The organism is Acinetobacter sp. TW_SC_4, assembly GCF_054861205.1.
Map to the genome: position 1 here is coordinate 226,093 of NZ_CM142174.1, position 16,497 is coordinate 242,589.

8 protein-coding genes, 2 tRNA genes and 3 rRNA genes are annotated in these 16,497 nt (G+C 44.9%); 10 read left to right on the forward strand and 3 right to left on the reverse strand.

The window, feature by feature from the left end; genetic code table 11:
* Positions 1-52 precede the first annotated feature (52 nt).
* From ACWM1W_RS01050 to ACWM1W_RS01095, 10 genes are all read left to right on the forward strand, one after another.
* Complete coding sequence (locus tag ACWM1W_RS01050; protein WP_005233427.1) at positions 53-463, forward strand: DUF2946 family protein; 411 nt, start codon at positions 53-55, stop codon at positions 461-463.
* Between the two features lie 71 nt (positions 464-534).
* Positions 535-2,601 (forward strand): TonB-dependent copper receptor, encoded by a 2,067-nt coding sequence (locus ACWM1W_RS01055; RefSeq protein ID WP_340810678.1) that lies wholly within the window; start codon positions 535-537, stop codon positions 2,599-2,601.
* Positions 2,602-3,195: 594 nt separating this feature from the next.
* Positions 3,196-4,733 (forward strand): 16S ribosomal RNA (locus ACWM1W_RS01060).
* Positions 4,734-4,794: 61 nt separating this feature from the next.
* Positions 4,795-4,871 (forward strand) — tRNA-Ile (locus ACWM1W_RS01065).
* A 61-nt stretch (positions 4,872-4,932) separates the two neighbouring features.
* Positions 4,933-5,008 (forward strand) — tRNA-Ala (locus tag ACWM1W_RS01070).
* Positions 5,009-5,387: 379 nt separating this feature from the next.
* Positions 5,388-8,279: ribosomal RNA gene (locus ACWM1W_RS01075) — 23S ribosomal RNA — on the forward strand.
* 230 nt (positions 8,280-8,509) lie between these two features.
* Positions 8,510-8,624: ribosomal RNA gene (gene rrf, locus ACWM1W_RS01080) — 5S ribosomal RNA — on the forward strand.
* Together the 16S, 23S and 5S rRNA genes with 2 tRNA genes alongside form the textbook arrangement of a ribosomal RNA operon.
* Before the next feature lie 153 nt (positions 8,625-8,777).
* Positions 8,778-9,992, forward strand: coding sequence for an MFS transporter (locus ACWM1W_RS01085; RefSeq protein WP_340810879.1), 1,215 nt, complete (start codon positions 8,778-8,780; stop codon positions 9,990-9,992).
* 143 nt (positions 9,993-10,135) lie between these two features.
* Positions 10,136-12,526 carry a YgiQ family radical SAM protein gene (locus ACWM1W_RS01090; RefSeq protein ID WP_286713574.1) on the forward strand — a complete coding sequence of 797 codons (2,391 nt, stop codon included), beginning with the start codon at positions 10,136-10,138 and terminating at the stop codon, positions 12,524-12,526.
* A gap of 398 nt (positions 12,527-12,924) precedes the next feature.
* Entirely contained in the window at positions 12,925-13,473 is a 549-nt protein-coding gene (locus ACWM1W_RS01095) for a DUF2726 domain-containing protein (RefSeq protein ID WP_340810881.1), read from the forward strand.
* An 80-nt stretch (positions 13,474-13,553) separates the two neighbouring features.
* On the opposite strand, the gene ACWM1W_RS01100 is transcribed toward ACWM1W_RS01095, so the two are convergent.
* From ACWM1W_RS01100 to dinB, 3 genes are all read right to left on the reverse strand, one after another.
* On the reverse strand, positions 13,554-13,910 hold the full coding sequence (locus tag ACWM1W_RS01100; protein WP_286713570.1) for a RidA family protein: 357 nt from the start codon (positions 13,908-13,910) through the stop codon (positions 13,554-13,556).
* Between the two features lie 4 nt (positions 13,911-13,914).
* Complete coding sequence (shiA, locus tag ACWM1W_RS01105; RefSeq protein WP_340810885.1) at positions 13,915-15,210, reverse strand: shikimate transporter; 1,296 nt, start codon at positions 15,208-15,210, stop codon at positions 13,915-13,917.
* A 222-nt stretch (positions 15,211-15,432) separates the two neighbouring features.
* Positions 15,433-16,488, reverse strand: coding sequence for a DNA polymerase IV (gene dinB, locus ACWM1W_RS01110; RefSeq protein ID WP_375726094.1), 1,056 nt, complete (start codon positions 16,486-16,488; stop codon positions 15,433-15,435).
* Between the last annotated feature and the right edge of the window lie 9 nt (positions 16,489-16,497).

The following is a 16,497-nucleotide window of genomic DNA, read 5'->3' on the forward strand; positions in this document are numbered from 1 at the left end:
ATTTTGATTGGGTTTTGTTATACTCAGCCTAGATAAATTTAAGGGTTTGCCTATGGTTCTGCGGGGAGGTCTGCTACTTTCCTTTGTAGCGGTATTTCTACAGATTGCTGTATTCTTACAGCCTTTGCTGCCGAAGCAATATCAGGTTGCTCCGGTCTGTGAAACCATCACGCGTGCCCTTTTAGTTTCCTCTCATGTTCATTCTGAACATCCTGCTCATCATCTTGATCAGCATCCTATTTCCTCGGACTCCATGGCGCATGAACACGATGCTAGTCATCAGTGTCAGTACTGTACTGTCTATGGCAACCTGGTTTTGCCGCCTGAGCTTGAAGTGAAAGAAGTCCTGGATCGAATTCAGGTCAGACTATTGGCTTTTGAACAAGCCTTTAAGCATGTCTGGTTTATCCTTCAACGACTCTTTTTAATCCCGCAGGGACGGGCACCGCCACTGTTTGCATAAATCCACGTTGTTTTGCCTGGGTCTTTACTGACTTAGGCCGTGTTCAATTTATGTATTCAGTGAGATAGAAAATGGCTCAGCCTAAATTTTCTTTACAGCCCCTTGCGGCTGCGATTTGTGTTGCTTGTTATTCTTCGATGGTGCTGGCAAATGAAGCCATGCCAGTACAAACCATGGCACCGATTGTGGTGACTTCAACTGCCGGTAATGATGCTAATGGTCTGATTGTCCGTGCTGATCCGAAACAGCCGATTCAGCCAGTGCCGGCAACCGATGGCGCAGATTATCTGCAAAGTATTGTAGGTTTTAGTTCGGTCAATAGCGGAGCAGGTACCAATGGCGATGTGACCTTTCGTGGCATGTTCGGTTCACGCATTAAAATCCTGACTGATGGCACAGAAAACTTGGGTGCCTGCCCAAGCCGGATGGATTCGCCCACTTCATATATTTCTCCAGAAAGTTATGACCGTATTTCAGTGATTAAAGGTCCTCAAACGGTTCAATATGCCAATACAGGTTCTGCTGCAACAGTTATTTTTGAACGTAATCCTGAAAGCTTTACAGAAGATAAAAATTACCGTGGACAAGCTAGTGTACTTATGGGCTCTTATGGTCGTTTAGATCATAATGTTGAAGCAGCATTGGGGGATGATAAAAAATACATTCGTTTAAATGCGAGCCGATCTGTATCGGATAGTTATAAGGATGGTGATAACAATAAAGTTCCATCAGATTGGGAAAGATGGAATACCGATATTGCATTAGGTTGGACACCTGATGAAAACACATGGATTGAGTTAACAGGCGGAAAAGCTGATGGCGAAGCTGTTTATGCAGGGCGTGGCATGGATGGTTCACAGTTTGCACGAGAAAGCTTAGGTTTGCGTGTTGAGAAGAAAAATATTACAGATGTAATTAAGAAAATTGAAGCGCAAGTGAACTATAATTTTAATGACCATATTATGGATAATTATAGTTTGAGAAAAGTACCTCAGACACACGATGAAAACCATCAAATGGTAGATAATCCAATGTCTATGCAGGTAACACGCCGTACACTCAATACTCGTTTAGCTATGACAAGTGAATGGGATAAGACTCAACTTATTACGGGGTTTGATTCTCAACACAATAAACATGCTGGTGGTATGAAGTCGAATAGCATGGATATGCCATTAAAAGCTGATATGGAGTTTCAGTCTTATGGTGCTTTTGGTGAATTAACTTATCAATTGGAAGGAAACAATCGTGTTGTATCAGGTGCGCGTATTGATCGTGTTGAAATTGATGCTTTAAAAACTCAACACAGCCGCACAGAACTTTTGCCAAGTGCATTTATCCGTTTTGAAAATACTCACCCTAACCATGATGATGGTAAAACTTATATCGGTTTAGGTTACGTAGAACGTGTGCCAGATTATTGGGAATTGTTTAAAACCGATTACAAAGGTGTAACGGCAAATACTTTCAAAAAATTAGAAACAGAGAAAACATTACAGCTTGATTTAGGCTATCAGCATGAACACGGTGCATTTAATTCTTGGGTATCGGCTTATACAGGCTTAATTAACGATTATATTTTGATGGTATATCCACAAACACAATCAAGTGGGCATGGGCATTCAATGCATATGAGTGCTAAGCAAAATACTGTAGATTCAAGAAATGTTGATGCCATTATTGCTGGTGCGGAAGCAGGTATTGGTTATAACTTTACAGATGCTATTCAAGCAGATGTTAGTGCAATGTACGCTTGGGGTGAGAATACAACTGACAATATGCCGCTACCCCAAATCTCTCCATTAGAAGCACGAGTTAACTTGCGCTATATTCAAGACAAATACAATGTTGGGTTATTGTGGCGTGTAGTGGATGGTCAAAACCGTATTAGTAAGAATGAAGGTAATATTGTTGGATACGATCTACAGCAAAGCGCAGGTTTTAGCACATTATCGCTAAATGGAACCTATAATTTAGCAGAAGACATCGATTTATCAGTGGGTATTGATAATGTGTTAGATAAAACCTATACGGAGCATTTGAATAAGATGGGAAATGCAGGTGTCGGTCTGGCGGCCAATGAACAATTCAATAATATGGGACGAAATTATTGGGCAAGAATCAGTATGAAGTTCTAATCTGATTAGATTCAGTACAAAAAGCAGGACAAAAGTTCTGCTTTTTGCTTTTTTAATTTAATAAAATTAATAATAATCAAATATTTAATTATTTTGACAATTTCTAAATAAAATAATGAATATTTTTATTAAAATATTTTTTATATATAAAACAGTTATTTATAAATATTGTGGTTTATAAAATAAACACACGTTTCAAATGTTTTAAAAAAGGTGTTGCAAGGCATCTGAAATGCTGTAGAATGCACATCCATCGGCGGTGATGAAGATTAAAACTTCTGATAAAACAGTAACTTAGCATGAAATAGTTAAGTTGGGTTTTAGAAAGGGGGGTTAAAAATAATTTTCATTACTGGTTGACTTTCTAGAGATAGAGAGTAATATAGCCGACCTAGCTTGCTACTGACGAAGTAGTAAGAAGATCATTAAGAGATTATGAAGAACAACTTGTGTGGATTTTTACTGGTTGATTGATCGAAATTATTTTCATTGATTGATTGGTTTGAATTACTCGAAGTTTATTTGAGCGAAATTTAAGTCAGGAAATTGATGAGCCAAGTTTAAGAGTTTTACTTATAAAACTCGAAATGATTTTAACTGAAGAGTTTGATCATGGCTCAGATTGAACGCTGGCGGCAGGCTTAACACATGCAAGTCGAGCGGGGATAGGGTGCTTGCACCTGATTCCTAGCGGCGGACGGGTGAGTAATGCTTAGGAATCTGCCTATTAGTGGGGGACAACGTTCCGAAAGGGACGCTAATACCGCATACGTCCTACGGGAGAAAGCAGGGGATCTTCGGACCTTGCGCTAATAGATGAGCCTAAGTCGGATTAGCTAGTTGGTGGGGTAAAGGCCTACCAAGGCGACGATCTGTAGCGGGTCTGAGAGGATGATCCGCCACACTGGGACTGAGACACGGCCCAGACTCCTACGGGAGGCAGCAGTGGGGAATATTGGACAATGGGGGGAACCCTGATCCAGCCATGCCGCGTGTGTGAAGAAGGCCTTTTGGTTGTAAAGCACTTTAAGCGAGGAGGAGGCTTACCTGGTTAATACCTGGGATAAGTGGACGTTACTCGCAGAATAAGCACCGGCTAACTCTGTGCCAGCAGCCGCGGTAATACAGAGGGTGCAAGCGTTAATCGGATTTACTGGGCGTAAAGCGCGCGTAGGTGGCTAATTAAGTCAAATGTGAAATCCCCGAGCTTAACTTGGGAATTGCATTCGATACTGGTTAGCTAGAGTATGGGAGAGGATGGTAGAATTCCAGGTGTAGCGGTGAAATGCGTAGAGATCTGGAGGAATACCGATGGCGAAGGCAGCCATCTGGCCTAATACTGACACTGAGGTGCGAAAGCATGGGGAGCAAACAGGATTAGATACCCTGGTAGTCCATGCCGTAAACGATGTCTACTAGCCGTTGGGGCCCTTGAGGCTTTAGTGGCGCAGCTAACGCGATAAGTAGACCGCCTGGGGAGTACGGTCGCAAGACTAAAACTCAAATGAATTGACGGGGGCCCGCACAAGCGGTGGAGCATGTGGTTTAATTCGATGCAACGCGAAGAACCTTACCTGGCCTTGACATACAGAGAACTTTCCAGAGATGGATTGGTGCCTTCGGGAACTCTGATACAGGTGCTGCATGGCTGTCGTCAGCTCGTGTCGTGAGATGTTGGGTTAAGTCCCGCAACGAGCGCAACCCTTTTCCTTATTTGCCAGCACTTTGGGTGGGAACTTTAAGGATACTGCCAGTGACAAACTGGAGGAAGGCGGGGACGACGTCAAGTCATCATGGCCCTTACGGCCAGGGCTACACACGTGCTACAATGGTCGGTACAAAGGGTTGCTACTGCGCGAGCAGATGCTAATCTCAAAAAGCCGATCGTAGTCCGGATCGCAGTCTGCAACTCGACTGCGTGAAGTCGGAATCGCTAGTAATCGCGGATCAGAATGCCGCGGTGAATACGTTCCCGGGCCTTGTACACACCGCCCGTCACACCATGGGAGTTTGTTGCACCAGAAGTAGCTAGCCTAACTGCAAAGAGGGCGGTTACCACGGTGTGGCCGATGACTGGGGTGAAGTCGTAACAAGGTAGCCGTAGGGGAACCTGCGGCTGGATCACCTCCTTAACGAAAGATTGACGATTGGTAAGAATCCACAACAAGTTGTTCTTCATGACGATGTATCTGAGGGTCTGTAGCTCAGTTGGTTAGAGCACACGCTTGATAAGCGTGGGGTCACAAGTTCAAGTCTTGTCAGACCCACCACTAACGACAAGCAAGCAATTGCAGAGTGAAGAAATCAGAGACATTGACTTATTGATAAGCTGGGGACTTAGCTTAGTTGGTAGAGCGCCTGCTTTGCACGCAGGAGGTCAGGAGTTCGACTCTCCTAGTCTCCACCACTCATTGCGATGCAATGAGTTAAACATTAAGCAAACGGTTTGATAGCTTATAGAGCTTAGTAAGAAAGCGGCGTATAATACGCGGCATTGTTATTAAGCTCTGTGATTTATCACAGTAATGCAGTCCGACGAGGATGCATTAAATCATTAACAGAATATATTTGAGTTGAAATAATTTGTTCATACTCATACAAGAGCGGAAACAAGAGATCGCAAGATTGATTGTTGAAGTGATTGAATGAGAACTAGCGAAATTAACTGAATCAAGCGTTTTGGTATATGAATCTAATTGAAGCTGTACAGTGATTAAGTTCACAAGATCGCAAACAACTACGTTGCTACACTGACTTGTAGGTGTAACGACTGTTTGGGGTTGTATAGTCAAGTAATTAAGTGCATGTGGTGGATGCCTTGGCAGTCAGAGGCGAAGAAAGACGTGATAGCCTGCGAAAAGCTCCGGGGAGGCGGCAAATATCCTGTGATCCGGAGATGTCTGAATGGGGAAACCCACCGGCTATAAGGTCGGTATCATAAACTGAATACATAGGTTTATGAGGCGAACGCGGAGAAGTGAAACATCTCAGTATCCGTAGGAAAAGAAATCAATTGAGATTCCCTCAGTAGCGGCGAGCGAAAGGGGAACAGCCCATTAAGTCATATCAGTTTTAGTGGAATGCTCTGGGAAGTGCAACCATAGTGGGTGATAGTCCTGTACACGAAAGGGCTGATATGATGATGTCGAGTAGGGCGAGGCACGTGAAACCTTGTCTGAATATAGGGGGACCATCCTCTAAGGCTAAATACTCCTGACTGACCGATAGTGAACCAGTACCGTGAGGGAAAGGCGAAAAGAACCCCTGTGAGGGGAGTGAAATAGATCCTGAAACCGCATGCATACAAGCAGTGGGAGCCACTTTGTGTGGTGACTGCGTACCTTTTGTATAATGGGTCAGCGACTTATATTCAGTAGCGAGGTTAACCGAATAGGGGAGCCGTAGAGAAATCGAGTCTTAATAGGGCGTATAGTTGCTGGGTATAGACCCGAAACCGGGTGATCTATCCATGAGCAGGTTGAAGGTTGGGTAACACTAACTGGAGGACCGAACCCACTGTCGTTGAAAAGCCAGGGGATGACTTGTGGATAGGGGTGAAAGGCTAATCAAACTCGGTGATAGCTGGTTCTCCCCGAAAGCTATTTAGGTAGCGCCTCGGACGAATACCATTGGGGGTAGAGCACTGTTTCGGCTAGGGGGTCATCCCGACTTACCAAACCGATGCAAACTCCGAATACCAATGAGTACTATCCGGGAGACAGACTGCGGGTGCTAACGTCCGTAGTCAAGAGGAAAACAATCCAGACCGCCAGCTAAGGTCCCTAAATCATAGTTAAGTGGGAAACGATGTGGGAAGGCATAGACAGCTAGGAGGTTGGCTTAGAAGCAGCCACCCTTTAAAGAAAGCGTAATAGCTCACTAGTCGAGTCGGCCTGCGCGGAAGATGTAACGGGGCTAAAACTATGTACCGAAGCTGCGGATTTGCAATTTATTGCAAGTGGTAGGGGAGCGTTCTGTAAGCCGATGAAGGTGGATTGAGAAGTCTGCTGGAGGTATCAGAAGTGCGAATGCTGACGTGAGTAACGACAAAACGGGTGAAAAACCCGTTCGCTGAAAGACCAAGGGTTCCAGTCCAACGTTAATCGGGGCTGGGTGAGTCGACCCCTAAGGCGAGGCCGAGAGGCGTAGTCGATGGGAAATTGGTTAATATTCCAATACTTCAGTGTAATGCGATGAGAGGACGGAGAAGGTTAAGTCAGCCTGGCGTTGGTTGTCCAGGTGGAAGACAGTAGGCATGCATCTTAGGCAAATCCGGGGTGCTCTATGCTGAGAGTTGATAGCAAGCCAGTTTACTGGTGAAGTGGCTGATACCATACTTCCAGGAAAAGTCTCTAAGCTTCAGTTACACTGGAATCGTACCCGAAACCGACACAGGTGGTCAGGTCGAGTAGACCAAAGCGCTTGAGAGAACTCTGCTGAAGGAACTAGGCAAAATGGTACCGTAACTTCGGGAGAAGGTACGCTGCCGGCGGTGATAGGACTTGCTCCTTGAGCTGTTGGCAGCCTCAGAAACCAGGCCGCTGCAACTGTTTATTAAAAACATAGCACTCTGCAAACACGAAAGTGGACGTATAGGGTGTGATGCCTGCCCGGTGCTGGAAGGTTAATTGATGGGGTTAGCGTAAGCGAAGCTCTTGATCGAAGCCCCAGTAAACGGCGGCCGTAACTATAACGGTCCTAAGGTAGCGAAATTCCTTGTCGGGTAAGTTCCGACCTGCACGAATGGCATAATGATGGCGGCGCTGTCTCCAGCAGAGGCTCAGTGAAATCGAATTCGCCGTGAAGATGCGGTGTACCCGCGGCTAGACGGAAAGACCCCGTGAACCTTTACTGCAGCTTGACATTGAACTTTGATCTTACTTGTGTAGGATAGGTGGGAGGCTTTGAAGTGGTGACGCTAGTTGCCATGGAGCCGTCCTTGAAATACCACCCTGGTAATATTGAGGTTCTAACTCTGCTCCCTGATCGGGAGCGAGGACCATGTCTGGTGGGTAGTTTGACTGGGGCGGTCTCCTCCTAAAGAGTAACGGAGGAGTACGAAGGTGCGCTCAGCGTGGTCGGAAATCACGCGTAGAGTATAAAGGCAAAAGCGCGCTTAACTGCGAGACCCACAAGTCGAGCAGGTACGAAAGTAGGTCTTAGTGATCCGGTGGTTCTGTATGGAAGGGCCATCGCTCAACGGATAAAAGGTACTCTGGGGATAACAGGCTGATACCGCCCAAGAGTTCATATCGACGGCGGTGTTTGGCACCTCGATGTCGGCTCATCTCATCCTGGGGCTGAAGCAGGTCCCAAGGGTATGGCTGTTCGCCATTTAAAGAGGTACGCGAGCTGGGTTTAGAACGTCGTGAGACAGTTCGGTCCCTATCTACCGTGGGCGCTGGAAATTTGAGAGGATCTGCTCCTAGTACGAGAGGACCAGAGTGGACGAACCTCTGGTGTACCGGTTGTGACGCCAGTCGCATCGCCGGGTAGCTATGTTCGGAAGGGATAACCGCTGAAAGCATCTAAGCGGGAAGCCTACCTCAAGATAAGATTTCCCCGAGACTTTATGTCTCCTAAAGAGCCGTTGAAGACTACGACGTTGATAGGTTGGATGTGGAAGCATAGCGATATGTGAAGCTGACCAATACTAATTGCTCGTGAGGCTTGACTATACAACACCCAAGCAGTTGTATATAAAGCGTCAATTGATTTCATATTGATCTAACGATCAGACGAAAACTTGATTTAGTTAAGCTAATCGAACAAATGAGAGTATAATTAAGCACTGCTTAGTTCTACTCGCAAGAACTCAGATATTCTGTTAATAACTCATTTGGAAAAAGCATTGGCATACACTGAAAAGTGAGACATAAGACCAAAGCAAGTATCCATAAACAGTTGTGCTGGCGACCATAGCAAGAGTGAACCACCTGATCCCTTCCCGAACTCAGAAGTGAAACCTCTTAGCGCTGATGGTAGTGTGGGGTCTCCCATGTGAGAGTAAGTCATCGCCAGCTCATTATTCTAAACACCCCCTGTCATTTGGCAGGGGGTGTTTTTTTTATGGGAAGGATTTAATCAAATAAATGTTATTTATGTGCTATTTCAACTGAAACATCACATAAAAATAAACTTGAGAGGCGTATACTGAACCGGTCTAAGGAGCTGATATGTCCTCAAACTCATCTTCAAGCCATATTGAATATGGTTCATCTGTCTTTAAAGCGGTCTTGTTTTCCTTGTTTCTGGCTGGATTTGCGATTTTTTCATCGTTATATTGCGTACAGCCGATGATGCCGATTCTGGCAGACTATTTTCATATCTCTCCTACGCAAAGCAGTTTTCCACTTTCATTTTCTACCATTGCATTAGCTGTTGGTCTTATTTTTACTGGACTCATTTCTGACCGTTTTGGCCGTAAGCCGATTATGGTTTGGTCTTTATTTTCAGTTTCAATATTGTTGTTACTGAGTGCTGTATGGCCAGTTTGGTCAGTATTTCTAGCTACCCGAGTATTAATAGGTCTAACCGTAAGTGGCGTGGCCGCAGTGGCGATGACCTATATTGGGGAAGAAGTTGCCGCGAAAGATGTTGGTTTTGCCATGGGACTCTATATTTCTGGAACTGCGATTGGTGGTATGAGTGGTCGATTGATTGCTGGAACATTGGTGGATTTTATTTCCTGGCAATCCGCGACTTTGATTATTGGATTGCTAAATCTATGTATCGCGACAACTTTTTATTTTCTATTACCGAAGTCCAGGCATTTTAAAGCTTATCCAATACAATTCAGCCGTTTTATCAGAGCATTTCAGCAGAATCTGAGTGATCCTAAATTAAGAATTCTGTTTTTACAGGGCTTTATTCTGATGGGGGGCTTTGTCTCGGTATTTAACTATCTGAGTTATCGTTTGATTCAAGTGCCGTTTGAACTGTCTCATGTCTGGATAGGGTTGATTTCGATTACTTATCTGGCCGGAATTTATAGCTCTCCACGAGCCGCAGCTTGGAGCAGAAAGTTTGGACGTTATAAGGTGCTTGCCGCCATGCTTTGTACCATGCTGTTCGGCTTAGCCTTAATGTTGATTGATAACTTGGCTTTGGTTTTTATTGGTTTGCTGATTTTTACCTTTTCCTTTTTTGCGGCTCATTCAACTGCCAGTAGCTGGGTATCGGTGCAATCCTTACAGTATCGTGCGGTAGGTTCGTCCCTTTATTTGTTCTGTTACTACCTCGGTTCAAGCTTACTTGGAAGTTCGAGTGGACTAGTCTGGGAAAATGCCGGATGGTTAGGACTAAGTGTATTTATCGCTATTATTTTAGGATTGGGTTTATGGATGGCACAGTATTTAAAACCTGCAACTGTTCATTCAAAACCAGAATAAGCATATATTCCTGATTAAGGTCTTAATGCTGTTTTTGTATAAATTATAATCAAGCAACATGAGCCGAATTCATGCTAAAATACTCGGCTTTCATCTTTGATCACTTTCCTGATCTTCCATCTGCCAGCCGAGAATTGCTAGCCATGTCTACTGCTTATACCGCTCAGACTGCGCCTAAAGCGTTGTTTGATTACGACAAATATTGGGCGTCATGTTTTGAACCCGCGCCTTTTTTGCCGATGTCACGCGAGGAAATGGACCAACTCGGTTGGGACAGTTGTGATTTTATTTTTGTCTGCGGTGATGCCTATATTGACCATCCGTCATTTGTGACCGGGATCATTGGACGTGTGCTCGAAGCACAAGGTTTCCGCGTCGGGATTATTGCCCAGCCAGACTGGACCAATGTAGAAGCCTTCCGTGTACTTGGTAAGCCAAATATTGCCTGGGGTGTGTCTGCCGGTAATATGGACTCGATGATTAACCGTTATACGGCGGATCGTAAGATCCGTTCAGATGATGCCTATTCTCCAGATAACCAGCCGAATAAACGTCCAGACCGCGCAGCAACCGTCTATTGCCAACGTTGTCGTGAAGCCTTCCCGGATGTGCCGGTATTGCTTGGAGGGATTGAAGGTTCATTGCGTCGTATCGCGCATTATGACTATTGGTCAGATAAAGTTCGTCGTTCGATTCTGATGGATTCTAAAGCGGATCTGTTGATGTACGGTAATGGCGAACGCTCGATCATTGAAATTATGCATCGTCTGGCCAAGGGTGAAAAGATTCATCAGATTACCGATGTTCGTGGTACCGCATTTATTATTAATAAACATAATCGTGCAGCAAAAGCCCAGTTTGTCGAAATCGCATCCAATGATGTCGATACCATTGGCCGTGTCGATCCGATCATCAACCCGTATGTAATGAGCGAAGATATTGATGGTTGTGAAATCGAAAAAGATAAAGGCAACAGCTTAAGCCAATATCAGAATTTCCAGAAAGAAATCGTAGCGAATCCAATCGTGCGTGAAGGGGATAACCTGGACCCAGATACGCAAATCGTGCAGCTACAACCGGCATCTAAAGCGATTAAACATAAATTACCACCACGTGAATTAGCAGTGATTCGTTTGCCTTCTTTTGAAGAAGTCGCGAATGATCCTGTGCTGTATGCGCATGCGAACCGTATTCTGCATCTGGAAACTAACCCAGGGAACGCGCGTGCACTGGTACAAAAACATGGTGAACGTGATGTGTGGATCAATCCACCACCGATTCCATTAACTACCGAAGAAATGGATTATGTGTTCGACCTGCCTTATGCACGTCTGCCGCATCCATCCTATGGTAATGCACGCTTTCCGGCCTTTGACATGATCAAGTTCTCGGTGAACATCATGCGTGGCTGTTTCGGTGGCTGTACTTTCTGTTCGATCACCGAGCATGAAGGCCGTATCATCCAGAACCGTTCTGAAGAATCAATCCTGCGTGAAGTAGAAAAAATTCGTGATACCGCACCCGGCTTTACTGGCATTATCTCGGATTTAGGTGGCCCAACAGCCAACATGTACCGTTTGGCATGTAAAGATCCTGAGATTGAGAAGAACTGTCGTAAACCTTCATGTGTATTCCCGGGCGTGTGTCAAAACCTGCATACCGACCATGCACCGTTGACTCAGTTGTATCGTAAGGCACGTGCTTTACCGGGTATTAAAAAGATTCTGATCGGCTCAGGTCTACGTTATGACCTAGCTGTACTGAACCCGGAATATGTTAGAGAGTTGGTCACCCATCACGTCGGCGGTTATCTGAAGATTGCGCCAGAGCATACAGAGAAAGGTCCATTATCGAAGATGATGAAACCGGGGATCGGGACGTATGACCGCTTCAAGCAGATGTTTGATCGTTTCAGTAAGGAAGCCGGTAAGGAACAGTATCTGATTCCTTACTTCATCGCGGCGCATCCGGGTACCACCGATTACGACATGATGAATTTGGCGATCTGGTTGAAAAAGAATGGTTTCCGTGCCGATCAGGTACAAACCTTCTATCCGTCACCGATGGCGACTGCAACCACCATGTACTACACCGGTAAAAACCCGCTGGCGAAAGTCGCGCGTTATACTGAAGATGTGGACATCGTGAAAGGTGAAAAGCGTCGTCGCCTGCATAAAGCTTTCTTGCGTTACCATGATCCAAACAACTGGCCTTTATTACGTGAAGCCTTGAAGGAAATGGGGCGTCAGGACTTGATTGGTAACTCGAAGCAACATCTGATTCCAACCTATCAACCTGCAGGTACAGATGGGCAATACCAGTCTGCACGTAAGAAGAACTCGACGGTTGCGGGCGATTCACAGAAACGTACCGGTAACCCAAGTAATAGAGGCCAAGCTCAGAATAATCGTCCAAAAAAAGGCCAGATTCTGACCCAGCATACCGGTCTGCCACCGCGTGAAACCGGTGATGCGAAAAAGCCATTCGGTGGCCCTAAACCGAAAGGAAAATCAAAGCCAAAATCACGTGCTTGATTAAGCTGATAAAAAAGACACTTCGGTGTCTTTTTTTATGGTCAGACTTTATTGATGCAGCTTTCGGGTTCTCAATTAAAATGTAAAATATTTTATTTTTAGTCGATTTAAATTTTTGAAAAATGATATAAAAATAACACTTTGTCGGAATTGTCTTACAGTTCAACCGATTTATATTGCGATCTATCAGGAGACTATTTTACAGTCGCGTATAAGGATTTAACCCTAATTTCTATTGAAATAGCAAAAAGCGGTTTTTAAGTAACCGGCAATCAAGTTTTGCTACGAATTGTATTGGTCTCTACACAGAATGGTAGCAGGGCAATTTTAAAAATAGTATGGGTTTATACTGGATAACAATAAAACAAGAATGATTATAAGAATGCAAGGATTGAGTCATGACCACCTATATGATTATAGGGAGTTTCTTGGTGTTCTGTGTCGTGCTCATGGCATGGAAGCAGCTAAGAAATAGCCCTAAACCGCAAGACAGTGCCTTAAAACAGCGCGCTATTTTTAATCCAAATGAACAACTGACGTTTACACGCCTGAAAGAAGTGTTGCCAGATTATATTGTACTGGCCCATGTTTCTTATGACGCACTACTTACTACTAAATTTGGCCGTACCCGGCACAAGTATCGTGATATGATTGCAGATTTTGTGATTCTGGATCAGCAATACCAGATTGTTGCCATTGTAGCCGTCGATGATCCGGTGATTTTAAAACGTCCACAGCAGGCACAATTTCAGGATGCCTTGTTGACTATGGCCGGTTATCGGGTCATTCGCTATGAAGATGTACCGGAATATTATCAGTTACGAGGAGATTTCCTGCGTGAGCAGGAGCATTCCAGTAAAGACCAGAGATTTACTGCTGTGAATGATCTTAAAAAATATCATCTCTATTCAGATCTGGAACGACGTAAAGTCAAAGCATTAAGCTGATAGAACCTAAATGAAAAAAGTATGCCAAGTGCATACTTTTTTCTATTTTAGATGAGTAGCAATTAGGCCTGAATAGAAGTCTATTCAGTTTTGACGGCTACGACAGTCAGTTCCACTAACACGCGTGGATCATACAGTTTAGCTTCGACACAGGTGCGGGGCAGGGCTTGAATATCCGATACCCAGGCATCCCAGACTTCATTAAACGCTACATAATCTTTTTCAATATCTTTGAGATAAATCGTCACAGACATGATCTGGCTTTTATCGGTACCGGCATCCGCCAGGAACTGATCGATAATATCCAGTGTCTGCTGGGTTTGACCTTTGATATCCAGATCCAGATCTGTCGCCAGCTGGCCGGCAAGATGAACCAGATTGCCGGCAATGGCGATCTCAGAAAAGCGTTGTGAAACATGCAAACGTTGAACAGACATCAGCTTAATCCTTGGTTTTTGGCATCAAGGCTGCGACTAATGCAGTCAATAGGCAGCCTATCGCAAGATAGATGGCTACATAATGCCATGAACCATCACCCCAAATCACTAAGGAGGCTGCAATCATTGGGGTAAAACCACCGCCAATAATACTGGCGACCTGATAACCGACTCCGGCACCGCTATAGCGGTATTCCGTACCAAATAGCGAGGTAAAAATCGGTTGATGCACGCTGACCACCATGTCATGCGCGACATTGGCCAGTAGAATGGCGCCAACAATAATCATCCAGGTATTTTGTGCATCCAGTGCCATAAAGAACGGAAAGGCAGACAGTGCACCGATCAGGCCACCCCAGACACACATAGTTTTATGCTGAATTTTATCGGAGAGCCAGGCAAAGAAAGGAATACTGAAACAGCTAATCGCACCAACCATCAAGGTGATATTCAGGAAGAACTGTTTTTCCATGCCCAAGTTGTTGGTGGAATAGTTCAGGGCAAAGTTGGTGACCAGATACATGGTCAACAGTTCGGTCAAACGTAAGGCAATAATATAAAAGAAGGCTTTCGGATGTTTGCTGATTGCCTGCAAGATCGGCAGCTTTTCTGGATGATGATCCGCCTTAATCACTTTCTCTACGAATTCTTGGGATTCATCCTGATCACGGCGAATCCACATCGCAATTCCGATCAGCACGATACTGGCAATAAATGGAATACGCCACGCCCATTCAGCAAAAGCCTTTTCACCCAGTGTAGCAATAATAAGGGATACTGCGCCCGTTGCCAGTACCAGACCTACGCCATAGCCGACCTGAACGCCACTGCTATAAAAGGCTTTTTTGCCTTTAGGGGCATTTTCCACCGCCATCAGGGCAGCACCACCCCATTCACCCCCGACTGCAAAGCCTTGAATGGCACGCAGGGTCACCAGTAAAACCGGTGCCCACCAGCCAATAGCTTCGAAATTAGGTAAAAAACCAATCCCGACGGTGGAAATCCCCATCAAGACGACAGTCAGAACCAGCATTTTCTTGCGGCCGAGCTTGTCGCCGAAATGACCAAATACCACACCGCCTAGAGGGCGAAACAGAAAGCCAACACCAAAGGTCGCTAGTGCCGCCAAGGTGCCCATATTGGCCCCAATACTTGGGAAAAACTGGTCTTTAAAAATTAAGGCTGCAACAATGCCGTAAAGGAGAAAATCATACCAATCGACAACAGCACCAACAAAACTGGATAACGCCGCTTTACGCGCGCGCTGTTCTTGAATAACAGAAGAATTTACAGAGGACATGCAGGGAGGGATTCCATGAGATACATCAGAGTTGCCCTGTAATATTCGGATTTGATCGTCACGCCAATCACAGGACAGTATGCTGAAAGTAAAGGTGATTTTCAGCATCTCAGCACATACATGGATAATGCATTGCGCAGATAGAGTACTCCAAAAATTCAAAATGTAAAAACAAAGTTGCCGTATTTTTAAACTAACGTCTAATACTTGTACAAAATAGGCCTAAAGCAGCAGCAATTGTGTTTCTGTTTCATGTGCAGCGAGCTGATAAACGCCAAGTCCAATCAGCCGAAATTGCAGTTGAGGAGTAATATGCATCTCTTGAAGCAATAAGTGTAAAGCCTGCTCCAGTTCTTGCGGGCTACGCAGCAGCTGGCTGAAGCTTTTACTATGCTGCATGGTCTGAAAATTTTTCATTCTCAGCTTCACAGTAACTCCGCGGGCAGAAAGCTGCTTTTTTTCCAGACTCTGCCAGAGCTGGGCAATTAATGGCTGCCAGTAAGGTTGGCATTGCGGTAAATACAGATCATCATCGAAAGTCGTTTCCTTGGAAATCTGCTGGCGTTCCCGTTCAGCTTCGACTGGCCGATCATCAATGCCTTGAGCATAAAGAAAAAGACGCCGTCCATATTTGCCAAAATATTGAATCAGGATTGCTTCTTCAATCTGCTGTAAATCTCCCAAGGTTTCCAGATTCAAACTTTTTAGTTTTTCTTGAGTGACTTTGCCTACACCGGGAATTTTCTTCAGAGGAAGATCCTGAATAAAACGCTGTACTTGTGAAGGTTTAATAACACAGATTCCATTCGGTTTATGCCAGTCGGAGGCAATCTTTGCGAGAAATTTATTCGGGGCCACGCCGGCAGAAGCGGTTAGTCCAGTAGTTTGAAAAATATCTTTACGAATGCACATTGCTACTTCAGTGGCACTCGGAATCTGCTGTAAATTTTCGGTGACATCCAGATAAGCTTCATCTAGTGAAAGCGGTTCGATGACCTTAGTATAAATTTGAAAAATTTGGTGAATCTGACTAGAAACCTGACGGTATTTGGCAAAATCCGGTTCAATCACGATGACCTGAGGACAGAGCTTACGTGCTTGAGTCATCGGCATGGCAGAACGCAGTCCGAACTCGCGGGCCGGATAGGAGGCAGCCGCCACTACTGCCCGGGGATGATGTGAGGCAATCACCACAGGCAAAGTTTTCAGCTCCGGACGTTCACGCAGCTCGACCGAGGCGTAGAAAGCATCCATATCGATATGAATAATTTTGCGCATATCCAGTAT